This is a genomic window from Desulfitibacter alkalitolerans DSM 16504 (assembly GCF_000620305.1).
In the GTDB taxonomy this organism is placed as follows: domain Bacteria; phylum Bacillota; class DSM-16504; order Desulfitibacterales; family Desulfitibacteraceae; genus Desulfitibacter; species Desulfitibacter alkalitolerans.
Genome location: NZ_JHVU01000021.1, coordinates 28,889 through 53,661 on the forward strand (window position 1 = coordinate 28,889; position 24,773 = coordinate 53,661).

General features: G+C 37.8%; 25 protein-coding genes and 1 tRNA gene. 2 read left to right on the forward strand and 24 right to left on the reverse strand.

The features are described from left to right. Positions 1-345: 345 nt before the first annotated feature. From ndk to K364_RS0101410, 6 genes are all read right to left on the reverse strand, one after another. The gene (ndk, locus tag K364_RS0101385) at positions 346-798 is read right to left on the reverse strand and encodes a nucleoside-diphosphate kinase (protein WP_028306531.1); all 453 of its coding nucleotides are present in this window, start codon (positions 796-798) and stop codon (positions 346-348) included. Between the two features lie 11 nt (positions 799-809). Continuing rightward, complete coding sequence (gene ftsH, locus K364_RS22455) at positions 810-2,819, reverse strand: ATP-dependent zinc metalloprotease FtsH (RefSeq protein ID WP_084295434.1); 2,010 nt, start codon at positions 2,817-2,819, stop codon at positions 810-812. Between the two features lie 105 nt (positions 2,820-2,924). Next, positions 2,925-4,334, reverse strand: a complete 1,410-nt coding sequence (gene tilS, locus K364_RS0101395) for a tRNA lysidine(34) synthetase TilS (protein ID WP_028306532.1) — start codon at positions 4,332-4,334, stop codon at positions 2,925-2,927. A gap of 147 nt (positions 4,335-4,481) precedes the next feature. After that, the gene (gene spoIIE / locus K364_RS0101400; protein ID WP_028306533.1) at positions 4,482-6,863 is read right to left on the reverse strand and encodes a stage II sporulation protein E; all 2,382 of its coding nucleotides are present in this window, start codon (positions 6,861-6,863) and stop codon (positions 4,482-4,484) included. Positions 6,864-7,067: 204 nt separating this feature from the next. After that, a tRNA-Met gene (locus tag K364_RS0101405) sits at positions 7,068-7,144 on the reverse strand. Positions 7,145-7,224: 80 nt separating this feature from the next. After that, positions 7,225-7,683 carry a DMT family transporter gene (locus K364_RS0101410; protein WP_028306534.1) on the reverse strand — a complete coding sequence of 153 codons (459 nt, stop codon included), beginning with the start codon at positions 7,681-7,683 and terminating at the stop codon, positions 7,225-7,227. A gap of 195 nt (positions 7,684-7,878) precedes the next feature. Between K364_RS0101410 and K364_RS22460 the strand changes: the two genes are divergently transcribed. Next, positions 7,879-8,652: a L,D-transpeptidase family protein gene (locus tag K364_RS22460; RefSeq protein WP_028306535.1), complete on the forward strand. Its 774-nt coding sequence runs from the start codon at positions 7,879-7,881 to the stop codon at positions 8,650-8,652. A gap of 4 nt (positions 8,653-8,656) precedes the next feature. Here the strand turns inward: K364_RS22460 and K364_RS0101420 are convergent, their stop codons facing one another. The 10 genes from K364_RS0101420 to yabP all read right to left on the reverse strand — a co-directional run bounded on the left by K364_RS0101420 (position 8,657) and on the right by yabP (position 16,441). Then, positions 8,657-9,523, reverse strand: a complete 867-nt coding sequence (locus K364_RS0101420; RefSeq protein ID WP_028306536.1) for a Ppx/GppA phosphatase family protein — start codon at positions 9,521-9,523, stop codon at positions 8,657-8,659. 91 nt (positions 9,524-9,614) lie between these two features. Continuing rightward, the gene (locus K364_RS0101425) at positions 9,615-10,007 is read right to left on the reverse strand and encodes a S1 RNA-binding domain-containing protein (protein WP_028306537.1); all 393 of its coding nucleotides are present in this window, start codon (positions 10,005-10,007) and stop codon (positions 9,615-9,617) included. Between the two features lie 106 nt (positions 10,008-10,113). Continuing rightward, positions 10,114-10,527 (reverse strand): FtsB family cell division protein, encoded by a 414-nt coding sequence (locus K364_RS22465; RefSeq protein ID WP_035267524.1) that lies wholly within the window; start codon positions 10,525-10,527, stop codon positions 10,114-10,116. After that, positions 10,527-10,754 (reverse strand): RNA polymerase sigma factor, encoded by a 228-nt coding sequence (locus K364_RS0101435; protein WP_028306538.1) that lies wholly within the window; start codon positions 10,752-10,754, stop codon positions 10,527-10,529. The genes K364_RS22465 and K364_RS0101435 overlap by 1 nt, the downstream gene beginning before the upstream one ends. A 258-nt stretch (positions 10,755-11,012) precedes the next feature. Continuing rightward, positions 11,013-11,735 carry an amino acid ABC transporter ATP-binding protein gene (locus tag K364_RS0101440; protein WP_028306539.1) on the reverse strand — a complete coding sequence of 241 codons (723 nt, stop codon included), beginning with the start codon at positions 11,733-11,735 and terminating at the stop codon, positions 11,013-11,015. A gap of 13 nt (positions 11,736-11,748) precedes the next feature. Further along, positions 11,749-12,420 carry an amino acid ABC transporter permease gene (locus tag K364_RS0101445; protein WP_207640809.1) on the reverse strand — a complete coding sequence of 224 codons (672 nt, stop codon included), beginning with the start codon at positions 12,418-12,420 and terminating at the stop codon, positions 11,749-11,751. A 68-nt stretch (positions 12,421-12,488) separates the two neighbouring features. Then, positions 12,489-13,346 carry a transporter substrate-binding domain-containing protein gene (locus K364_RS0101450; RefSeq protein WP_028306541.1) on the reverse strand — a complete coding sequence of 286 codons (858 nt, stop codon included), beginning with the start codon at positions 13,344-13,346 and terminating at the stop codon, positions 12,489-12,491. A gap of 543 nt (positions 13,347-13,889) precedes the next feature. Further along, positions 13,890-15,251 carry a magnesium transporter gene (gene mgtE / locus K364_RS0101455; RefSeq protein WP_028306542.1) on the reverse strand — a complete coding sequence of 454 codons (1,362 nt, stop codon included), beginning with the start codon at positions 15,249-15,251 and terminating at the stop codon, positions 13,890-13,892. 367 nt (positions 15,252-15,618) lie between these two features. Then, positions 15,619-16,158: a spore cortex biosynthesis protein YabQ gene (gene yabQ / locus K364_RS27755; protein ID WP_051533739.1), complete on the reverse strand. Its 540-nt coding sequence runs from the start codon at positions 16,156-16,158 to the stop codon at positions 15,619-15,621. Positions 16,159-16,171: 13 nt separating this feature from the next. Further along, the gene (gene yabP, locus K364_RS0101465) at positions 16,172-16,441 is read right to left on the reverse strand and encodes a sporulation protein YabP (RefSeq protein WP_028306543.1); all 270 of its coding nucleotides are present in this window, start codon (positions 16,439-16,441) and stop codon (positions 16,172-16,174) included. A 114-nt stretch (positions 16,442-16,555) separates the two neighbouring features. Between yabP and K364_RS22475 the strand changes: the two genes are divergently transcribed. Further along, on the forward strand, positions 16,556-16,834 hold the full coding sequence (locus K364_RS22475) for a putative Se/S carrier protein (RefSeq protein ID WP_051533740.1): 279 nt from the start codon (positions 16,556-16,558) through the stop codon (positions 16,832-16,834). A gap of 17 nt (positions 16,835-16,851) precedes the next feature. On the opposite strand, the gene K364_RS0101475 is transcribed toward K364_RS22475, so the two are convergent. The 8 genes from K364_RS0101475 to K364_RS0101510 all read right to left on the reverse strand — a co-directional run bounded on the left by K364_RS0101475 (position 16,852) and on the right by K364_RS0101510 (position 24,452). After that, positions 16,852-17,787, reverse strand: coding sequence for a SpoIID/LytB domain-containing protein (locus K364_RS0101475; RefSeq protein ID WP_035267525.1), 936 nt, complete (start codon positions 17,785-17,787; stop codon positions 16,852-16,854). A gap of 103 nt (positions 17,788-17,890) precedes the next feature. Then, on the reverse strand, positions 17,891-18,130 hold the full coding sequence (locus K364_RS0101480) for an RNA-binding S4 domain-containing protein (RefSeq protein WP_028306545.1): 240 nt from the start codon (positions 18,128-18,130) through the stop codon (positions 17,891-17,893). 75 nt (positions 18,131-18,205) lie between these two features. After that, a complete protein-coding gene (locus K364_RS0101485; RefSeq protein ID WP_028306546.1) occupies positions 18,206-18,481 on the reverse strand; it encodes an HU family DNA-binding protein in 276 nt (91 codons plus the stop codon). 108 nt (positions 18,482-18,589) lie between these two features. Then, positions 18,590-20,068 carry a bifunctional methyltransferase/pyrophosphohydrolase YabN gene (gene yabN, locus K364_RS0101490; protein WP_028306547.1) on the reverse strand — a complete coding sequence of 493 codons (1,479 nt, stop codon included), beginning with the start codon at positions 20,066-20,068 and terminating at the stop codon, positions 18,590-18,592. Position 20,069: 1 nt separating this feature from the next. After that, entirely contained in the window at positions 20,070-21,665 is a 1,596-nt protein-coding gene (locus tag K364_RS0101495) for a putative polysaccharide biosynthesis protein (protein WP_028306548.1), read from the reverse strand. Between the two features lie 123 nt (positions 21,666-21,788). Then, positions 21,789-22,352: a stage V sporulation protein T gene (gene spoVT / locus K364_RS0101500; RefSeq protein ID WP_028306549.1), complete on the reverse strand. Its 564-nt coding sequence runs from the start codon at positions 22,350-22,352 to the stop codon at positions 21,789-21,791. 303 nt (positions 22,353-22,655) lie between these two features. Further along, positions 22,656-23,120, reverse strand: a complete 465-nt coding sequence (locus K364_RS0101505) for a hypothetical protein (RefSeq protein ID WP_028306550.1) — start codon at positions 23,118-23,120, stop codon at positions 22,656-22,658. Between the two features lie 237 nt (positions 23,121-23,357). Next, on the reverse strand, positions 23,358-24,452 hold the full coding sequence (locus K364_RS0101510) for a hypothetical protein (RefSeq protein WP_028306551.1): 1,095 nt from the start codon (positions 24,450-24,452) through the stop codon (positions 23,358-23,360). Positions 24,453-24,773: the final 321 nt, after the last annotated feature.

Consider the following 24,773-nt stretch of genomic DNA (forward strand, 5'->3'; position numbering starts at 1 on the left):
CTTTTTTCTGTTTGTGATTGTACAAGTTTTCACTTTTGTTGGATATTATTCTTCTCTAGAGTACCAATGTTTTAGTGATACATCTTTATAGACATGAGGTTTCCTAACCCTTTAAATGCTATTCCAAGTACTAAAATGAAAAAAAATTACCATAATTACATTTTTCACAAACTGCCAAACCCCTTGCCTTAGACGCTTTAACTTTTAGCCAACCACTATCTACCTTGTGGAACTTATACTTTCTGCCCTGGAAATATAAATTTTCATTCATCAGTGGTGCCGTGAGACGGCATGGGTGTCTGATAGTGTAAAAAAGGGTCTCCCGAAGGGACCCTCAGTGGCTGTTTAGTTTTCGTATATCCAGCTATCTAAACTTCTTTCGTAGCTGCATATTTCTTCATTCTTAAAAAATATGCCTATTTCTCTTTTGGCACTTTCTATGGAGTCTGAACCATGAATAATGTTTCGACCCACACTAATACCATAATCACCACGTATGGTGCCAAACTCTGCATTTAAAGGATTAGTTGCACCCATCATCTTTCTCATTCCGGCAACTGCATCATCACCTTCTACAACCATTGCAACTACAGGGCCAGATGTAATAAAGTCAACCAATCCGCCAAAAAAGGGTTTTCCTTTATGTTCTCCGTAGTGTATTTCTGCAGTTTCTCTAGAAATCCTAATCATTTTCATGGCTGCAATTTTATAGCCTTTTTTCTCTATTTTAGAAACAATCTCTCCAATTAGGTTTCTCTGAACTCCATCAGGCTTGATCATAATATATGTTTGCTCCAAAATCTCAACTCCTATTTTAAATATTTAAAGGTTATTCTAGGATTCCCTCCTCCTTCGGGCGGGGGAGTGTCTTGAAAGTCTTTACGTTCATCGGTTGGTTCTTTAATACCTTTGGTTTCTTTGGTTTCTTTGGTTTCTTCATTTTGTTTATTTTTATTTTGAGAATCTTTTGCCATCATTTCATCCAGCTTATTTCGTGCTTCTTGGGGCGATAAACCTTCATCCATACTGTTTATGAGTGTTTCAAACTCATTTGCTTCCAAGGTCTCTTTTTCCATTAATGTTTGGGCCACCAGATGCAGTTTATCCATATTGTCCATTAATATTTGCTTGGCACGATTGTAAGATTCATCCATGATACGCCTGGCTTCTTTATCAATTGAAAAGGCAACCGCCTCACTATAGTTTCTGTCTCTAGAAATATCTCTACCCAGGAAAACCTGCTCCTGCCGCCTTCCAAAGGTCAGTGGTCCCAGCTCCTGGCTCATACCATACTCAGTAATTATTTTTCTTACAAGCTCACTGGCTCTTTCAAGATCATTTTGAGCACCTGTACTAATTTCCTTTAAGACAATATCTTCTGCAACCCTGCCACCTAAAAGCATGGCAACCATGTCTAATATTTGTGATTTAGTCATGTATCTACGATCCTCTTTAGGCAACAGCAGTGTATATCCCCCTGCTCTTCCCCGGGGAATTATAGAGACCTTATGGAGAGGGTCTGTGTGTTTCAAGTAATGGCCCATTAATGCATGACCAGCCTCGTGGTATGCCACCAGCTTCTTTTCGTAGTCACTAATTACCCTGGATTTCTTCTCTGGCCCTGCAATAACCCTTTCAATGGAGGCTTCAAGCTCATCCATTCCTATTTTTTTGCGCCCGTATCGGGCCGCAAGCAGGGCAGCCTCATTAACAAGGTTTTGCAAATCAGCCCCTGTAAAGCCCGGGGTTCTTCTTGCCAAAACATTTAAATCAACGCCATCTGCAAGAGGCCTGTTTTTTACATGCACCTTAAGTATTTCTTCTCTGCCCTTAACATCGGGAACATCAACAGTAATTTGTCTATCAAATCGCCCTGGACGCAACAATGCCGGATCGAGAATATCAGGTCTGTTGGTGGCAGCTATAATGATTATACCTTCATTTGTTTCAAAACCATCCATTTCAACAAGGAGCTGGTTTAGAGTCTGCTCTCTTTCATCATGGCCCCCACCAAGGCCAGCACCCCTTTGTCTACCAACAGCATCTATTTCATCAATGAACACTATACAGGGAGCATTCTTTTTTGCATTCTCAAAAAGGTCCCTAACTCTAGATGCACCAACACCTACAAACATCTCCACAAAATCCGAACCACTTATGCTGAAAAAGGGAACCCCTGCTTCACCGGCCACGGCCCTGGCAAGCAAAGTTTTCCCAGTACCGGGAGGCCCAAATAAAAGCACGCCCTTGGGAATTTTAGCCCCTATTTCGTTGAATTTTCTAGGATGCTTTAGAAATTCCACAACCTCTTCCAATTCTTCCCTTACTTCATCAACTCCTGCCACATCTGCAAAGGTAACCTTAGATTTTTCTCCAGTTTGCAGCCTGGCCTTGCTTTTACCAAACTGCATGACCCTGTTGCCTCCACCCTGGGTTTGCTGCATCATAAATAGAATTAAACCAACAATCAACAAGATTGGCAAAAAAGTCCCTAAAAGACCGGTCCACCAGGCAGGCTCTGGTTTTGGAATAGACGTAACTTCTATGCCCATGTCAACCATCCTTTGCAGCAGTTCAGGATTTGGAGGAATATTGGATGTAAATGGTTCTCCAGTTTTAAGTTCACCAGTTATAATATATATATCCTCCCGCAAGGTTACATCAGCTGATCTGATTTTACCCTGAGCAATATCAGCCATTAGAGCCGTTAATGTAAGCTCTCTGGGCTGTTCCCCAGTAGGAGTAGTCAATCTTATAACGGATACTGCAATGAGAACAATTAAAAGATAAATTGCTAAATTCTTAAATATTCGATTCAAAAATATCCTCCTCTCAAGCTGTTATACTTATGCTACTAAAAGAAACTATACCATAAAGTTCTATTATTTTTCAAAAGAATCTGCCCTTTTTTCATAATTTCTCCATTATTCTTCCTTAACAAATCTCAATAAAACACTATTTTTATCTAATGTATTCCTAAATTCCTCTGATATTCTTAAACCAGCTACCCAAATAACTTTTCCTGAATTTTTGCTGAGGATAACCGGCACCCTGTCTCTTTCTATCTTCTCAACCTTTTCATCAATGAATAGGTCCTTAAGCTTTTTAGTCCCTGACATGCCAACAGGCATTATTCTGTCCCCAGGCCTTCTATTTCTAATAATTAAAATATCATCTGGCTCTATAGCTACTACTGCTTCGTTTGCAGCTTTTAGTTCCAGTCTTTCTATGGTTTCTGATGGACTTAAGCATCTAGCTTCTATTGAAGCATTAATCTCCCCAATAAATAGGGTGCCCGGAATAGACAGCTCATAACTGTAATTAATACCTTCCTGTGAATAATATGCCTCTTTAGGCATTATTTTAAGCCTATCATAGCTATAAATAACCACCAATTGACCCGGTAATTCTGTGCTGCTTCCTGATACATTCTGGGATATCAAGCTTCTTACAACTTCTACATGAAAAAAAGATAGGTTATAATTGTTTCTCTTTAATAAAGCATATATCTGCCTTATAACTCTCCTTTGCAGGGCAATAGGCAGCCCTATAAAAGGTTTGGTCAACCATTCCCCTTTTTTTAGATCCGGGTTTACAAACACCCGGCACTGATTTTCACATTTTTCAGCCATTGAATCTAGATATGCATTTTCTTCCCTTAGTATATCTGCAGTATTCGAAAGAACATCAACTATTTTTGAATTAAACTCATTTTTTAGAATAGGCATAAGCCTGTTTCTTATTTTGTTTCTTAGATAAACGTCTTTAAAATTTGACCCATCCTCAAAAAAGGTTAGCTTATTCTCTTCACAGTATTTCTCCAATGTTTCTTTTTTAATCTCTATTAACGGTCTTACAAATGGGTCCCTTTTGGGAGCAATACCTTTTAAACCATCTAATCCAGCCCCTTTAAAAAGGTTGAGGAGTATTGTTTCGGCTTGATCATCCTTATGGTGGCCTAAGGCTATTTTATTGCAGGATAATGCTTCTGCAGTTTTTATTAAAAAATCATACCTAACTATCCTGGCACCTTCTTGTGGTGAAAAGCTGTTTTGAGCCAGGATTTCAGGAACATTAATCCTTTCTATAACAGATTTAAGTCCAAGCTTATCTGCAAAGCCTTTCACATACTCCGCATCCCGATCTGCTTCAGCACCCCTGAACATATGGTTTAAATGTGCTACAAATAAAGTCAAGCCAAACCTATTTTTAAGTGTATATAAACAATGAAGCAGGGCCAGTGAATCTGCCCCCCCTGAAACTGCTACTAAAACTCTATCATTTTTTTGCAGTAGATCGTATTTTGCAATTGTTTTTTCTACAAAAGTAATCATTTATCAGGTAAACTCTCCAGTATTACTTTAATCTAATCTATATCATTCGGTAAAAAACGACATTTTCCTGCCAATTTGGCTGTTTTTTCCTATATATTTCTAGTTTCCCAATGTGAAAATAATCTATACAATGCATGGGCAAAACAATTACTCTAATTTTGCTACAATAACAGTCATATCATCGTTTATGATATCTGGAGCAACTGCTAAAGCATGCCGTAAAATCATATGGGCTAGTTCCTGCGGATCTTGTAGGCGCAGTTCTTTTATTACTTCCACCATCCAGCCCTCTTTATCAGTAAATTCACCTGCCTCAAGGATGCCATCAGAAACCATAATTAGAGCATCACCCTTACAGAGATGTTTAGTTTGTCTAGTCACCTCAATGCCATTAAGAATTCCTAATGGATGACTATTAGCTTTTATGATGCCAATTTGGCTCCCCCTTTTTATAAACCCGGGCGCTGCACCAATTTTTATAAATTCTACTTCCCCAGAATAAATGTCAATTATGGTTAAATCCAGGGTAGCAAAGGTTTCATCCTCTGACCTAACTCCTAGAACAGAATTAATAGTTCGTATAGCCATTTCTCTATCAAAACCATTTTTTAAAAGCTGTTCTAATAGAGATATTACAGTATTACTTTCCTTTGCAGCCTTGGGTCCTACTCCCATTCCGTCGCTCAGTGCAATAATATGCTTGCCCCCTTTTATTTCAAAGGCCTTATAGGAATCACCACATATTACCGTTCCTTCACTTTTCACCTGGCTAAATCCCATAGTAACCTTCAATGCTGCTGTGGACCTTAGCTTGCAGCTGCAGATTAATTCACCTTTTTTTATTGCACAACTACTTCTATCAACTATATAGCTTTCTTTTAAATACTCCTCTAAAAAGGGCTTAACAATTAAATTGCATTCCATCTTACCTTTGCATGCCTCTTTAATAACATCAAGCTCCAAGGTGTTGCTGTTGGTTTGAGTTAAATTAAGAGATAATAAGTCAATACCCATTTCTTCCATTTTCCTGTAAATAAAATGCTCCTTTTCAGAAAGCTGATCCCTTTCTAATTTTATCTCTCCAGCCAAGCTATCCATGACAGCCGATACACCTTGCAACTGTTCTGATACTAGATTTTTTGTCTCACTTAGTTTTTTTCTGTAATGCTTATCCATTAAGTATGTCTCGAAGAGACACCCTGCCACTGTTACTAATTCATCAGGGCGAACGCACCGTTTTCTTAACTCTCCAGGCAGATCTTCCTTATTTACCTTTCCTTGAGCTTCAATTAAATTAAACAGGGTACAGATATGCTGGCATGTTGATTTTTTTTCTCGCTGCCAGCAGATCATAAATACTGAACATCCTGAGCAAACCTTATTTGTAATGGATTTTAATATTAAGTCAAATCTGGCATTATTTTCCCACTCAATATCATCGGAAATTTGTTTAAAGGTCTTTGATAATTCCTTGAAAATATTACTAACATCATTGATTTTGTTAAGTAGCACCTTCTCAGTCTCCCGCAAATGAGATTTGCCCGGGTTTAAAGCCTCTGCTTTATAAAGCAGGGCAGTGGGTACCAACAAGAATACTAAACTTGCACTAATACTTTCAATTAATAGAGAGTTAAGTTCATCAACATACAACAAATAATATGCCATACCCAATTGTCCCATCATAAAGCCTACTATACAGCCAAGCTTTCCAAAACCTCTAAAAATGCCAGCTAATAATCCTGATAAAGCAAAAATTCCTGCGTAAGGGCTGACAACGGTTGTTAATAATGCAGGAGCAAAGCCTGATATGACTCCTATGGAGGCTCCATATCCCCCTCCGTACAAAAATGCTGTCCAAAGAATCATTACAAGCGCTATTGTTCTGCCAAGATTCCAGTATAAAAAACTTATATCCATTAAACTTATCAATATGGCTATTCCAAGCATGCTTAGTCCAATTCCATTTTCTTTGGATAGAATACCCTTCTGTAGTTCACTAATTCCTGATATTCCCTTTACAAAGGCTATGGAAAGGCTGCCGGCAATAAAACCCTCAAAGGTTGTTTCCAGAAAATAATACCTTGGGTAATCTCCTAATAAAAAATATGAGCCCTTTATTAAAACCATTATCGAAAATACTAAAACAGGAATATGCCAAATTGATTTCATAAAAAAGGCTCTAAATATTGATACAGCAAATATGATTATCAACCCTGCTGCAATATTTAAAAGGGTAGCAGCTGTAAAGGCACCAGTGCCCAACCAAATGCCCACCAAAGATCCCAGTGTAACTGCCACAACAACCTTTCTCCCTTCGAGACCAACTACTGCAGCGCAAAAGGCTGGAGCAAGCACCCATATGCTTTGCATAATAAACCCCTTTGCAAAAATAAGGGTAACTATCCCATATATGATTATTAATGGGTTCCAATTATTTATAGCTTGTCCAGCACCAACCTTTATCTCATCATTTTCCTGAGAAATGGTAGCATTTCTTCTAAATGGATAAACTTCTGTAGGTTCTGACAATTGCTGCACCACCTTAAAATAATGTCTTTTTACAATTATAGTATACAGGCTGTGCAATCATTGTCAGGTTGCGTTATAAAAACCGTGTTTTATTTGACATAATCTGCCAGTTTTCAACACAAGGATTTCCATTCCACATTTACTTTAAAGCATAATTCAGTAAGTATTGAAAAAACTGGCTCTGTAGCCAGTTATGAACACTTTTGGTAGCGGTGGTAGGACTTGAACCTACGACTCTGCGGGTATGAACCGCATGCTCTAGCCAACTGAGCTACACCGCCTTATTAAATTTTTCCAACTAATAACATATTATGAAGCATATCTCAAGGATTGTCAAGAAGATAATCCCCTATTTAATTGCCTATTTAATTAACATAAACTTTGCTCCAGCTGCCAGCAGCACTATTCCTACAAATTTCATCCATGTAAAGGGAATTTTTTGAAGACCAAACAAACCAAAATGATCAACCAGGGCAGCAGTTGTTACCTGTCCTACTATTATGGCTGTAGTTGCAGTAGCGACACCAAGTTTAGGGATGCTTACCATTACACCAACTGTAATGGCAATTCCTATAGCCCCTCCCAGGTATAAATACCAGGGAGCCTGATTGTAGCTGCCAAAATCCCCATGACCCATACGTAAAACAAATATCATTACAATTAATAAAATAGCCGCCGAAGCATGCACTATAAAAGTAGACTCTAGAAGGCCAATAATTTTAGCCAGGGATGCATTTAAAGAGCCCTGAAGAGCCATTGCTATTCCTGATGCAAGGGCAATTAATAAGGCAAATATTGCTCCTGTTAAAAGTAAATTCATAATATCATTCCCTCTGTGATTGGACTTAAAATTATACTCTCTTAGCTAATATCCCCCGCAAATAACTTCTTGTATACAAGATTAGTTAATAATTTTTTGCCAACTATTGCAAAGTATGTTGAAAACTCTTCTTAGGCATCATAATACTACGATGTAATGTAAATAATATAATCTTCATTAAAAAGGAGCTTGAAAATGAGGAAAGTAATCTTGTCTTTATCCCTAGCATTAGCTATCTCACTATCCTTTGTCCTCTGTCCTCAAACGACTTACGCTATAGACATATATACTCCCAACCCCGAAAACGAAGTTATCACCTGTTCAGACTTTGACATGGTAATTAGGCCCAAGGCTCCAGCAATGGAAGGGTCAGATGTAATAACACCTGTATCTGCTGCAAGGCCAACAGGAACAGTTCATATTGTCATAAATAAAAGCGAGAGAAAGCTTTTCTTGTATGATAATGGAAATATTTTTAAAGAATACCCTGTAGCTGTAGGAAAAGCAGAAACCCCTACTCCTGTAGGGGAATGGAAAATTACAAGTAAAGGCATGTGGGGAGGAGGCTTTGGGACAAGGTGGATGGGGTTAAATGTACCCTGGGGCAAGTATGGAATTCATGGTACCAACAAGCCTTATTCCATTGGCACCTATGCCTCCCATGGATGTATTAGAATGTTTAACAGGGACGTGGAAGAGTTATATTCATTCGTTGACATTGGCACCCCAGTAATCATAGAAGGCAATTACCCTCATCTAGCATATAGAACAGTTAAACCAGGAACAGCCTCTAAGGATATGCTCCATGTGCAAAAAAGACTTAGGGAACTGGGCTTATATTGGGGACCAATAGACGGCAGGTACGGCAAAATGACTGAAATGTCCACAACATACTTTCAACTCTTAAACAATGAAGAGGCTGATGGAATAATAGACGATTCTTATTATGAAATCCTTCAATTAAAATAAAACTTTACGCATATTTTAGGATAATTCCATATAGTATATCTGCTTCACTAACTATAACCTTGTTAATATTTAAATAGGTCATTATAACCCATAGAATTAGCAAACCTGCAATGATAATATCTGCTCTCTCCGGCTGCAGCCCAGGAATAGCTAGCCTTTGAGCCAGAGACTTGCTTCCTATATAAAAAATGGTTTTTCCAAGCTCTTCAATGCTTATCTCACTTCCATGAACCAAATCTGGATCATAATTGGTAAGCTTTTTGGTTATGGCTGCTAGATTCGTAGCTGTACCGCCTACTGCAATTAGCTTATGGTGTCTAAGATTTTTAATCTTATCTAAATGCTCCTCCAGCTCTGCATATATTTGCGTTGGGGTGGTGGAATTCTCTGTACACCTTACTGCACCTACTGGACTGCTGGTAAATATTATTTCATTATCCTGTTTAAAAACTATTTCAGTACTACCACCACCTATATCAACCACTATACCGTCTTCCAGCATGTCCAACTCTGAACAAGCACCTGAATAGCTTAGCTCTGCTTCTTCCTCTCCAGAAATAATATCTATCTCCAAACGAGCTTCCTGCCAAGCTAATTCAAGAAGCTCTCCAGCGTTGGAGGCCTCTCTCATGGCGCTTGTCGCCACTGCCTTAACCTGCTTCACATTAAAGCCTTGTATAGTTTCCATAAAAGCCACCAGAGCATCCAGGGTTCTAGCTATGGCCTCCTTGGAAATCCTACCTGTTGATTCCAGCCCCTCTCCTAATCTAGTACTTCTTAAATCTCTATGTATGGGAATAATTTTATCATTATTTCTTTCTGCAATAAGAAGCCTTACTGAATTTGTACCAATATCTATCGCTGCAAACATTTACAATACCCCCAAAATATGTTAATAGTTAAATTAATAAAACCTCCATCATATAAGGAGGTTTCTTTTTAGAAATAAAATATATTAGTGCTTAATACAACCTTGAACCACGCCCTCCCCTTTTTCCCTCGGTTTGGCGTTTAATATCGGCTTGCCTTTCATCACTATCCTTAATAAACTTAGCAAGTTTGTCCTCAAATGAAATCTGAGGCTCCCTGGTATTCCTTTTAGCCTTTTTTGATTCATAACTAGGGTTAGCTTGTTTAATGGATAAGCCTATTTTGCCCTCCTGATCAACATTAATGACCTTAACCTTAACTTTATCATTTTCTTTTAAATAATCATTAACATTTTTAACATATGCATCAGCTACCTCAGAAATATGAACCAGACCTGTAGTACCTCCAGGCAATTCTACAAAGGCCCCAAAATTTGTAATGCCCTTCACAACACCCTCTAATATGCTGCCTTTTGTGACAGTCATGCTGATAAAATTCCTCCTAACTTTATACATTGTAGTAATTATACAAAACGTTACAGGAAAGGTCAATACATAGGCACCTTAAATGATGAATTAATGCTTAATCTACTTAATGCTGAATCTCACCTTCCACAGGCTTCTTCAATGGCATAACATATCCGGGCTTAGCAGGCATAATGACTCTTTCACCCTCCTTAACCAGGCCAAGTCTTTCTCTTGCAACCTTTTCAATAAAAATGGGATCCTGGGCTAGTTCAACTTCTTGAACCAATTGAGCATGATACATTTTTGCCTCTTCTAATTGGTTTAAATAAACTTTAATTTCTTTATCAAGCTTATAGCTTAACCATGCAAACCTTCCAAAAGCTGTCAAAACAAATACTAGTAAAGCAACTATTGATATATAAAAAACAGGTTTTAATTTATTACTTCTCTTTTGTCCCTTGTTAGCTAGCTCCATATTAATTCTTCTTTTACTATCCAGACAGCGGGGATGAATTATAACATTAGAATTATCATTCATTAGATTTCAGAATCCTCCTGTGTGAAAAGGTTTAGTGCATCACCAGGTAATACTATTACTACTTGATACCCTTTTTGCTTTGCTCTATGAAGAAGTGTTGCCACAGTGCTTGCAGTTAAACCCAGCTGTTTTGCAACTTCTTCATTAGAACGACCCATTTCTTTTAGAGTTACAACCTGTCTTTCCCTAAAGCTAAGTTTTTCTGCTCCCCTAATCTCTATCTGCATCCATGCAACCCTTCACTTTTCCAAAGTTTTTCCACAGCTTTTTCCACAGCCTGTTAATAAATATCCACATATTTAGTACATTTATTGTACACTATTAGTACTTTTTCTATTCTGCGTAGCATAAGAAACTCCTGCAACGCCTTAAACAAAATTTTATTTTTTTGCAAATATAGGTCCATGGTCCTATTGCTATAAAAAGCATAAAACTGACCACCAGGGCAGTCAGTTTTTAATATTAATGGTATACTGATAAGAAAACTATAATATTTGTGCCAAAAAGGATTGGGTACGCTCATTTGCTGGATTACTAAATATCTTTTCCGGCGTTCCCTCTTCAACTATCCTTCCTTCATCCATATAAATTACTCTATCGGCTGCCTCTCTAGCAAACCACATTTCATGGGTTACTACAACCATTGTCATTCCTTCCCCAGCCAATTCCTTCATAACCACTACTACCTCTCCTACCAATTCAGGATCAAGGGCAGATGTAGGTTCATCAAATAATAATACCTTTGGCTGCATAGCCAGTGCCCGGGCTATGGCAACCCTTTGCTTCTGTCCTCCTGAAATCATACTAGGATAGGTGTTGGCCTTTTCTTCCAGTCCTACCTTCTTTAAAAGTTCATATCCTAACTCCCGAGCCTCATCCCTTGGCATTTTCTTAACCTGGGTTGGTCCCTCAATAACATTTTGTAAAACAGTCATATGAGGAAAAAGGTTAAAATGCTGAAAAACCATACCAACCTCCTGCCTGATTAAATGCAAGTCCTTACTTTTAGGATTTATTTCCCTGCCTTGAATAATTATTTGGCCCTTTTGAGCTTTTTCTAAAAAGTTTATACATCTTAAAAGTGTGCTTTTACCTGAGCCACTTGCTCCAATAATCACCACACACTCTTTTTCCGCTACTTTCATGTCCACATCCTTTAATACATGGAGCTTTCCAAACCATTTGTTAAGCTTCTTTATTTCAATCATCAAGCACACCTCCTTATCCCCTGTAGTCACTAACCTGCATGCGGCGCTCTATTTTTGATACTATTATTGTTAAAACTGAAGTCATGATTAAATAGTAAATTGTAGCAATAATCAGCATTTCCATCATCAGATACTGGGAAGAACCTATTTGCCTGCTTCGTAAAAGCAATTCTCTTACAGCTATAGTACTGGCCAGAGATGAATCTTTTAAGGCAATAATAAACTGGTTTCCTAGTGGTGGTATGGATCTTTTCAAAGCCTGGGGCAAAATAACCCGTTTCATTGCCTGCCAGGGAGTCATTCCTAAAGACAGGGCAGCCTCTCTTTGACCTCGATCAATGGATTGGATAGCACCTCGAAAAATTTCAGCTATATATGCCCCGTTGTGAATACCCAATGCTATTACTGCAGATGTAAAACCTGGAATGTTTATTATTGCAGCAAGGCCAAAATAAATTATCCAAAGCTGCAGCAGCAAGGGAGTACCTCGTATGATCCAAATATAAATATTAGCAGGTACATTTAGTATTTTTAGCTGAGAAATTTTCATCAAAGCTGCAATTAATCCAAAAATAAGGCCTACAAGTATTCCAAGGGTTGTTAGCTGCAGGGTAATCCAGGCAGCTTCATAAAAAGTTGGAAAATATCTTGGTATAGCAGAAAAATCATAAGGCAAGTCAAACATTTCTCCATCCCCCCTTTTTTTAACAAAAAAGCACGGCACTCCATGGAGCCGTGCTCTCATTAGGTGTTTTATTTTACAGTAATGTCCTCTCCCTCATGCCACCTTTTACTAATTTCTGTTAAAGTTCCGTCGGCATGCATTTCTTCTAATATTTCATTGAGCTTTTCCAATAATTCTATATCATTTTTGTTTACTGCTATGGCCATTTCCTCAGTACGGAGAAGCTCCCCTACCATAATAAGCCCATCTCCACCTCTAATTTCTCTCATTGCACCCATACCTACCAGGCGGTCTGTGATCACACCATCTACACGCCCATTTATTAATTCACTCAAGGTCAAGTTGTCATCATCGTATAGTGCAGCTGTTGCCCCTAATGCTTCAACATCATCTTCAAAGGTTGTTCCCGTGGCAATAGCAATGGTTTTTCCTTCCATTTCACTGGGATCCGTAATTCCCGAATCCTTTCTAACTATAAGCTGGGCTCCTGAATAGTAATAAGGAATAGTAAAATTCACTCTTTCTAGACGATCTTCAGTAATAGCCATGCTTCCCAATATTCCATCATAACGCCCGGCCCTAAGACCTTCAATAAGACCAGCCCATTCACCAGTTACGTAGTTTAGTTCCACTCCTAGTCTTTCAGCTATTGCAGACCCTGTATCTACATCAAATCCAACCAGTTCATCATTTTCACTGAAGAAATTAAATGGCGGATAGCCACCACTGCCTACCACGGTTATTTTCCCAGCGGCTAGAACCCTATCCAAGCTTCCATCACCTTCTACCACGTCTCCAGCATGGGATGTATCTTTATCATCTAGTTCAGCACCATTTTCCGCAGCATCTTGCGCACAGCCTATAAGAGCTAATGATAGTACCAGCAGTAAAGCTATGATTAAAAATAAACCTTTTTTACCCAACATAAAATATTACACTCCTTTATTTAAACTTTTAAATGTTTTACCTAAGTTTTAGCATGAGATTACAAGAACCCAAACCCACCCCCTATTGTTTTATATATAAGTAAATTTATGCTTACATTATAGAAAGCACAAAAAAACCTAGACCATCTAACTCCTCTTCCGTCATTACTCAGAAAGAGAGTTAGAGTGTCTAGGTTTCGCCTCCCGACTCACCTAAAGCCATACGTTACTGCTGTATAGCCTTTCATTAGCCCACTTTAACCTGAACTAATGCAGACCCCAGTTCCCTAGTGTTTAAGATTTTTCCAGCTCAAGTTTCACCTTTTCCTATTGTTGTAACCCTTACTCATGCCCGCTAATAAACGTGCACAAGCTCGAATTATATAAGTTACTGCTTGAGAGTACTTCACCCTTGCAAACACCTATTAAATTGCACAAACATTATACATGAATTTCTTGAAATAGTCAAATTAATATTATTGCCATTTTTTATCTTATTATGCATAATTTATTTCAATTAATAATGCAATTATTTATAATACATTATAATAAGTACTTCATAAAAGCAGTGGCAACAGTAAAATAAATGGTAAGACCAAGTATATCATTGATTGTAGTAATAAATGGGCCTGAGGCAACTGCCGGGTCTATTTTCAATCTAGCCATAATAAGAGGTATTATAGTGCCTGCCAGGGTTGCCACAATTAAAGTAATCCATAATGCAAGTCCAATTATAAATCCCAAAATAATGTTTCTCTGCCATAGTGCTGCAATTAAACTAATTAATATTCCATTTGTCGTACCGATAATTAACCCTACACCTGCTTCTCTTTTTATAAGCTTTAGAGTATTGCTGCCTGCAAACTGACCAGTGGCCAGGCCCCTAACAACAACTGCCAGGGATTGGGTACCAGTGTTTCCAGCCATCCCTGCTATAACCGGGATAAAAAAGGCGAGAACCACAACTTTATCCAGGGTATCTTCAAATTGGGCAATAATGTTTCCGGAGAAAATCCCTATACAAAGGAGGAGGGCAAGCCAGGGAATTCTTCTTTTTGCGGCATCAATGGCTTTTACATTTATGTCCAGTACTCCTGGATCACCACCGCCAATACCCCCAAGCTTTGCAATGTCCTCTGAGGCTTCTTCTGCCAATACATCCATGGCATCATCAACAGTAATAATGCCTACTAATTTCTGCTGCTTATCAACAACAGGAACTGCAAGGAAGTCATACTTATCAATAAGTTTTGCTACCTCTTCCTGGTCCATGTCAATGGGCACCGAAACAACCCGTTCATACATAATATCATGAATTTTGGTCTCCGGACTGGCTATTATTAGATCTCTAAGAGAAAGTACTCCTCTTAACCTCCCTTCACTGTCTATAACATATAAATAATAGACAGTTTCTGCATCTGGAGCTAGTTGACGTAGTTTTTTAATTGCCTCATCAGCAGTAAAATCTTCCGGCAGTACAATATATTCAGTAGTCATCAAGCCGCCGGCTGTGTTCTCCGGGTATTCCATTAACTCCCGTAGGTCTGCCTCTTCCTTATCTCCCATTAAATCTAAAACTTGATTTAACCTATCTTCATCCAAATCACCCAATAAATCGGCAGCGTCATCAGATGGCATCTCTACAATAATCTTTGAATATCTTTCTATGCCTAGTTCATCAATAATTAGCTTTTGCTGCTCTATGGAAAGCTCTTGAATTATCTCGGCCATCTCTTCATCTGTTAAAAAGTCTGCCAGGAGCCTTCTGTGCTCTGCAGATAGTTCCATTAAAATTTGTGCCTGGTCATAGGGATGAATCTCATCAAAGATTTCCCTAAGCTTTTCCTTGTTGCCCTTTGATAAGTTAAGTACTATTGCATCAAATGTTCCATTAAATAAGGCCAATAAAAATCCCCCCTCATTACCCCTTAGGAGGAGATTTGCTCCTTCAGGGCTGATAAAATCATAGAATTAGTGTTACTTAAAACAACACTGTTAAACTGAGTTTGATTATAAAAACACAAACCCGTACCATCGTCCATGAATTTTATCACCCCTTTCTATATAATGAAAAATAAAGGAGGCAGACCTCTACATCAGTTAATACTACCTTAGAGGAATGTCTCCAACTAAAAAGACCCTCTCTTTTTATTAAAAGGAAGGCCTAATTACCTGTGACCATATACCTATATTTCTGGGAAGTAGACTATGTTCATACAGCAGCCTCACCTACGAGGATATTTAACTATTATAGCTTTACATAACTAATGTATCATATCCTCTTAAAAGGGTCAAATTTTTTCAAACGTCTTATTATCCCTTGAACCTTATCCTTTTGATACTTTAATTTAATAAAAAACCTGCTATTACCAATAACCCTTCTCAGGGGTTTTGTCGCCCACATAAGGAATATACTTATAATGCCGACTAAATACAAAAACCCCCTGGCTATAAGTTTAAATGGAAGTAGGATTATTGATTTTACAATGTTTAGTATCTTTAGGACAGTTTTAATTAAATATTCGTAGATTATTTTTATATATCTAGAGAATATAAGATAGTAAATTAAGGCTCCTAACGCAATACCTAGAAAAACATAAAACCGCACCTCTCCCCAATTTATATAAATTAGGGTTACAAAAACAAGGGCTATCATAAATAGCCAAATTAAAAGATCACCTATATGAATAAATACCTTTCGAGGTCTTAAAAAGCGCCGTAGAATATAATAAAAGTCAAAAATGGCACCCATAGTTAAACCAAGAACGACAGTTGTAAGGAAACTAATTATTTGTTGATCCAAGGGAGTCATTTATGCCACCATGTTACTTGAGTATTCGTTTAATAAAGTTTTTTCTCCGGGCACCCGCTTCCTCCGCATAGAGGAAGTTTTCTACTAAACCAATTACCTGCAGGCTCCCGTCTTCCAGATTTAAGCTGTTTATATTCAGGTCAGTACCCCTAATGATTAAATCACCCATGGAAGTTTTTAGAATTATTTCTTTATCATCATAACTATCAACATGCTTTACTCCTGTAATCTTGATAGATTTTCTATCCTTTACTTCTAAAATATGCCCTCTGGTTTGATCCATATTTCCTTCCCCCCTTCATTAATGGTTATTAAAATAGATTTTATTTTAGAACAGTTGACTACTTATTTGATAAACTTTATTATGAAGTATAATAGGCAGCTTATAGGAGGCCAAATGCCATATATAATTACCTTTCCTTCAATATATCATGCTTTAAACTTTGAAAAAAAATTTGCCAATACTGACTTGACTTTTACATTAAGGCCTGTACCCAGGGAAATTAGTTCCAGCTGCGGGATAGCAGCCCAAATTACCACCGACAAGGGGAGGATAATGAGTATTTGGGAAGAATGTATTATTAGTAAAATTGAAACAGATGGGCTATATTCCATTGAAAGAATAAAAAATAAAAATAAAAACCAGATTACACCAATTATTGAAGGGCAGGTATAATACCTGCCCTTCTTGCCTTAATCCCAGAGATCCTCTATTTGAATATCTTTAAAGAAATACCTCACTATGTCTTCTGGACTGCTGCCCTGTTCCGCCATGGCCCTGGCACCCCATTGACTCATTCCTACTCCATGTCCATAACCCTTCCCAGTAACTACAAGCTGACCGTCTTGAATGCTTATATCATCCCAGAGGGTTGAGCGCATTACCGTACTATCAAGAGCCAGCCTTAGACCTGGCCCGCTTACGGTTACATCTCCCAGTCTAACCTGGGTAGCTCTTCCAGATGGGCCCTTTTCAACCACTTCCACAGTGCTGATCTCGCCGGGATCAGTACCCGTCACCTCCTGAACTGCCTGCCTAACCTGGGATATTGGAAAACTGGCAGTCCATGACTTGTTTTCGGGCAGGGTTATTTCAAAGCCTGGGTCCTCTACACTCTTAATATAGGGAGCCTCCCCTGTAAAAGCAAGACCTTCAGCTGCAGAAGCTGCTGTTAACCCACCACCGTCTGCGTGAAACCATCCGTTGATTAAGTTTCCTTGATATGTGGCAACCTCTCCTCGTGTATCTCCAACAGCCTGCCTCACATTTTCATTAATCCTTTCTGCATCAAAAGCCTGAAACTCTTCTATATCAGTAGACGCATCTGTACCCCTTTGTTCAACCCCACCTTCCTCTATTTTCTTTAAAGTAAAGGTTCTTGCCACTATAGCCTGGGCAGCAAGGGCTTCTCTAGGCCACTGAGGATCCATTTCTGCAGCCACTACTCCCATAAGGTATTCTTCCATCTTCATCTCCCTCACATCTCCGGTTTCATGAAAATATACAGACAACCTGGGTTCTTCCTGATACCTCTGATTTAACGGACTAGGCTTACGAGCAGGACAGCCCACTAAACTTATTAAAAAAGCCACAAAAATGCATAGTATAAGTAGTTTTCTTAAAAACACATTAAACCCCTCCTGTTTTAGTTAGAATACTGCATTTAGATTATCCTAACACCTAAATTTAGTATTATCGGAAGGGCCTAACTTTATTTATGGAATTTATTTACTAAATCTCCTCATACATGCTTTTAGCATCTTCAGTTGAAGCTGTTTTGGGTGTATCTAACACTCTAACCTTGCGAATCCTTGTTCCAAAGTCCAAGCTTAATTCATCTTCAGGCTTCACTTCGGTGCTGGCTTTTGCAGGTCTTCCGTTAATAAGTATCTTTCCTGCATCACATATTTCCTTTGCAAGTGTACGCCTCTTTATAATCCTTGAAACTTTTAAAAATTTATCTAGTCTCAATGACACCCCTCCTTTATCTATTTGCTAGATAGTATGAAAAAATCAGGCCTAAAGTAGCGCCTGATTTTCTTTGATTTAACCTGTTACTCTTTCTTTTAAAGCCTTGCCAGGCTTGAAAGCAGGTACTTTCGTTGCTGGTATTTTAATTTCATCGCCAGTTTTTGGATTTCTGCCTATGCGAGCAGCTCTGTCTCTAACCTCAAATGTTCCAAACCCGACCAGCTGAACCTTATCCCCAGCAGCCAACGCCTCTTCGATTGCTGCAAAAGTGGCATTTACTGCCTTTTCTGCATCTTTTTTAGTAACCTCTGCAGCTTCTGCTACCTTTGCAACTAATTCCATTTTATTCAAACTAAATCCCTCCTAGTTTATATATGTATAAGAGTCTTTTAAGCTAATTCGAGAAATACCAAAGATATCCTGCTTTTTAGATTAATTTTCCTGAAAAAAATGTCAAATTTAATCAATTTTTTTTGCTTCTTCCCAAAGCTTATCCATATATTCAAGGTTTAATTCATTCCAGGTCAATTTTTTTTCCTTCACCTGTCTTTCTATGTAAGAAAATCTTCTTATAAATTTTGCATTGGTACTCTGCAGCGCCTCTTCACAATCAAGTTCCAAGAACCTGCCGACATTTACTATTGCAAAAAACAGATCACCCAATTCTTCCTTTACCCTTGCACCTTCATCAAGCTTAATAACCTCTTCAAGCTCACCCAGTTCCTCTTTAACCTTAAGCCAGGGACCCTCAATGCTGGGCCAATCAAATCCAACCCTGGCCGCCTTTTTTTGTATTTTTTCAGCCCTCATTAAAGCAGGAAGATTTCTGGGAATATCTTCAAGGACCGAGCCTTTTTCTTTTTCCTTTTCCTTTATATTCTCCCAGTTTATTACCACTTCACCGGCAGAATCAACCTGCAAACCTTCAAACACATGGGGATGTCTTCTAATGAGCTTTTCAGTTATTCCCACAATTATATCATTAATATGGAAAGAACCCTGCTCTGAGGCAATTTGAGCATGAAATACTATCTGTAGTAGTAAGTCTCCCAATTCCTCGCACAATTTATTCACGTTTTTGTCATCAATTGCATCTAAAACCTCATAGGCCTCCTCAATCAAATATTTTTTCAAGGAGCTGTGGGTTTGTTCCTTATCCCATGGGCATCCGTCAGGGCCCCTTAGCCTGTCCATAACTTTAACAAGGTCACCAAGGCAATATTTACAGTCAGCTGTTTCATCATACCTCCTCCTGCCTGGCCTTTGTTTCACCATGGACGGCACATAAATACTTGTCAGGTGATCAATCCAGTCAATTCTATCTAATTCATATAAGGGGGTAGATATGATAACCTCTTGTGATGGTATGCCTGCAGCCTTCACAACCTTTATATAATGCTCATCTGGATAATGCTCCATCAATGTGAGCTTTAATTCTGAGGCCACCATTTTGTTGTAGACCTGTGTAAAAAGAATTGGCACCTCGTGATTTAACTTACTTTCATCAAAGCTCAAGGCATCTAAAATAATTAGGCCATGGCACGGGTCTATTTTTAATGCTCCATAGACAGCCTCTAAGCCACTAGGAGCCGATACTATATCCACTTTAATATCCCCAGCGTTTTTAATAAGGAGTGCAACTGTTTCCTCAGCTACCATGGGATGACCTGGAACACCATATATTATTTTATCTTTATTTCTTTCAACCTCTGAGATTAATATATCCACTATCTCAGTGTATACATCTTCAAAGGCATCATGCTTTTCATAAATACTATCAAAGGACTTATATTCTATCCCCATGACTTGTAAATCCTCAACAACTGGATGCTTTCCTGTTCGCAAGAAAATGGGAGCTCCACTCTCAAGTATTCTTAAATTTTTCACAGGAAGTGCATCAATACTGCCAGAGCCTAATCCCAGAACAGTTATTTTCATTTCATCGCCTCACAATTTTAAATCTTAGCAGCATCTTAGTTAGTTTCGCCCCAATACCAGGTATCATTTCTAGATCTGATGCCTTAACACCTCCAAAAAATAGTATAACCAAACCATAAACTATTCCCCCTATTAAAATAGACGCTAAAACTGCTAAACTATTTCCTGCCAAATTAAATATTAGACTATAGGACCATAATACTGCAAAGCTCATTATTATTACCCCAATCAATGGTACAACAAGGGTTTGATACCATGCAACAGCAAAACCAATGTTTTTTTGCAAATCTCGATAATTTAAGATAACTGCAACTGAAAACCCTATTGCCGTGGCATATCCGGCACCTCTTATCCCAAATTCAGGTATGGCAACAAGTATATAATTTAATATAGCCTTGATCATGATACCAACTAAAAGGTTTTTAACAGGCAAATATGTCTTTCCTGTACCCTGCAGGGCACCACTTGTAGTCTGGTATAAACCAAGGAGCAGTGCAGTTGGTGCAAGTACTGCTATACTGCCTCCTACCTCTGCAATGTTATACAAAAGAATTGCAATGGGTGTTGCCAAAAGCCACAATCCTACAGCTGCCGGCATACACAGCAAACAGGTTATCCACATAGCAACACCTATCCTTGCCCTGGCCTGCCGGATGTTTTTGTTTGCCAGAGCCTCAGATACTGCAGGCACAAGACTAACGGCCAGGGAAACAGTAATTATTGTTGGCAGATTAATTAATGTGTTAGCCATGCCGGAAAACTGCCCAAACAGCTCTGTGGCCCTGGCTATAGAGTACCCGGCCACCTGCAGCCTTAAGGGAACTATGGTTGCATCTATTAACTGCATTACAGGCATTACCAGGCCCCCCAGGGAAAGGGGCACTGCTATAAATCCAATTCTCAGCATAATAGAGATTATTGGTTCTTTTCCCAGGGATCTATATGATGGCTTAACTCCATATTTCCCCCTGTATATTATGTAAAACAATATCAGGACCAGGGCCGCCCCAATACTGCCTGTTACAGCCCCAAAGGCAGCCCCAGCTGCTGCAAACTCAATACCATGGGGCAGCAAGAGGTAAGCCAGAGTCAGTACAGTGACAACCCTGATTAATTGTTCAAAAACCTGGGATAAAGCAGTTGGAAGCATGGTTTGATTTCCTTGAAAGTATCCCCTGAAAGCTGAAGCAATGGCAGTTACAAAAATGGCAGGAGATATAGCTATAATGGCATAAAAGGCCCTTTCATCATACAATACATTGCCGGCAAGCCAGTATGAGTTAAAATAGAGCAGTACTGAAAACATGGCGCCGATTATAGTAAGGAGCATAAGAGAAACCCAAAATACCCTTTTGCCTCCTTGATAATCTCCCCTGGCATTTTTCTCTGCCACTAAAATTGATATGGCAACAGGTATACCAGCTGTGGATAAAGCAAGAATCATTGTGTATACCGGGTAGGCCATCTGGTAAAGCCCCATGCCTTCCCCGCCAATTAACCTTGCCAGGGGTATTCTATATAATGCACCCATCAATTTTACTATAATCCCTGCAAGAGATAGGATAAAAGCACCCTTTAAAAAATTTTGGCCCGTCATATGCTTACCGCCTTTTCCCCTTTTTAATATCTTATAACGGACCTTTGAATAATAGAAATAAAAAAAGTGGCCAAAGCCACTAATTCTATTTAATACTACATTATGATACTAAATTTCATACATTTATTGTTCCATTTGTTTTGCTAAAAACCCTGCTGCTGTTTCTGCAAGCTTCAATTCCATGTCGCCCATCTTATGTCCAGGTTCCTTTGAGCATAAAATTACTGCACCAATGGGGTCTCCTTCAGCAATAATAGGGGCTATCACTTCAGAAGTGAACTTGCAGTCTTCTTCATCTTCAGTTATGGCACATTCCTTACACAAATTATGCTTTCCAGGATCATTAATGAGTACGGACTTTCTTTCTTCCATGACCTTTTCTACTGCTGCTCCAATAGGTTTGTTTAGAAACTCCTTTTTAGGAGCGCCTGAAACAGCTATTATATTATCTCTATCGGCAATACAAGCTATATGACCTATTGCTTCATAGAGTGAATCGGCATATTCCTTAGCGAAATCTCCTAACTCTCCTATGGGAGAATACTTTTTCAAAATAACTTCGCCTTCACGGTCAACGAATATTTCCAATGGATCCCCTTCACGGATTCTTAAGGTTCTACGTATCTCCTTGGGTATTACAACACGGCCAAGGTCATCTATTCGCCTAACAATTCCTGTAGCTTTCATTAACTCTTTCTCCCTCCTTTTCATCAAGGTTAAAGCCTGTAAGGCGCTTTATATTGTTAGTATATAGCAATAAACAACCATTTATTCTTTTTTTTCCATTGCTTAAAAAACTTGTTTAAACAATATGCAGCGGAACTGGTGACAATCAACTCCTTTTTGATATTATACGTCTTCCCTTGCCAAAGAATTTTTGTTTTTCTTATATTGCCCTTTAAAGAAAAATCTATGCAAAATAAAAATCCCTGCAGTTGTATTAGCTTGCAGGAATTTCAGGTACTATTTGTATTTGTTAGCCTTTTAAATTTAAAAATTTTTATGAAACTGAGTATGATTTTCCACTTTATTAAAAAACCCTTTTATTTCTAAATGAGGTTCATCTAATACCGCATCATAAATTTTATCAAATATAACTATAGGCACATAAACTTTTACTTCCCATTTTTCACCAGGCTTTATATCTAGTTTATTATATTGTGCTTCAATCTTAAATTGGTTTTCAACATATCCGTTGTCTATTTTTATGGGATAAGAAAAATATATTATATTTTGTTTTATACTATAAGTAGTTCCGTTTTCCAATTGATAAGTATAAATGTCCATTTCACCATCTCGTGTTATCGAAACTATCTCTGCTGTTATTTTATCTAATTCCATTATATTTAAGGGTTTTACTTTATTATTAGCTTGGCATCCAAGGTTATAAATAACTAAAATCACTAGGATACACAAAACTAAAATAGTTGCTCGAGCCTTAATATTTATATTCATTGTATGCCTCTCTTTTTTGTACAATTGACTTTGATTTCATATTTCTTACCTCCAATAATTTATATACATATAATTTTATAAAGATATAATACTATTGCGATTTTTTTCAAAGACATCTATAAGGGTGATTTGCAAGTAGTTTCAACAATTACTCAGCAAATATTTCAGCTTTGTGTCCGGCATAGATATATCTTTGTTTTGTTATTTTTAAAGTTCCTTATATAAGTATATTGTTCATTAATTTCCGTTTTGTTTGTCCAAGTCAATAATACATAGACTGGGATAATCATCATCTCCCAAATATGCTATAAATGCTATTTTCCGACTGCTCGGGCTGATTGAACCACCAATTATATAACGTATGTTTGATATCCTTAAAATTTCATTTAAATTAATATCTAGTATTTGTAAGTAAGTATCTCCTGATGATGTCTTGTCAATGACATTAATTTGAATGATATCTTTAGATATGTCTATAATATTAATAGCTTGTTTATCACTATAGTTTTTAGAGGTCAGGGTCAGATCATCGTGATTCATTATGTCAAGTTTTGCAGGATATTCCTGGAAGATACCTTCGTGTACTAATAAAATATTTTCATTTTGCCAAAAAGCAATACTTCTTTTATCATAGATTAGCCTGAAGGAATTATTTACAAGGTCAATCCTGTATACTTCTATATCATAATTTTCCTTGGCAGCAACGAATAATGCCTCGGTACCATCACAATTTATTTTAAACCAGCAATTTACTAAATTTTGAGCAGGTCTAATGTCAAGTAAATGTTGAATTTCTCTACTATTTAAATCAAAAATGTATACCTTTCCATTGTCAAAACATAGCAAATTGCCATCAGGAAGGAATGCGTTTGCCCAAATATCTCTTTCAAATCTAATTTCTTCAAAAGCAGCTTGATCTTTAGAAACCACCAAAGCGGCTTCATAACCACTAATTAGAAGATTATTGTCGTCTGCATTAAGAATACTAAGGTGATTTCCTGGATCTTCTGATAACTCCCCTTCATAAATTTGCTTGACAGTACCTGAATTAATGTCTAGCAATTCAATTTTTTTGGTTCTTAAACTCTCTCTATTTTGTTTCATAACGAGTAATTCACTCTCATTTAAAAACTCTACATAACGAAATCTATAATGTTCTCTATCTGGCATTTTATTTATCTTTCGAACGAATATTTCATTCTCATTTAAAAACTCTACATAACCAAGTCTATTTTGGTCTTCATCTACCATCGAGGGTTCTGAATCACTCATTACTGTACATCCAACCATAAGTGTTGAAATTAGCAAAATAAAAAATATTATCCTTTTCATGTAATTCGCTCCTTGAAAGAGCAATATGCATAACATAGCCAAGCTATGCTATGCATATTGCATTATTTTCTACAGATACCAGGTCATAAAGCCATATGGTATTCGTGTGAGGAGATAACAATCAAATATTATTTATTTGCTCGAGTGTGTAACTCAATTCCAGCAAAGCATTTAAATTGCTTACGCCAAGTCTTTCAACAAGTTCTTCTTTGAGTTGTTCATCAATTGAACTTTGCAGAGCCATAACATTATCGTTCCACTTATGTCCTTTGATAAACTAATTAACAAACTTTTATTTAATTCATATTTTATGTATTTTTA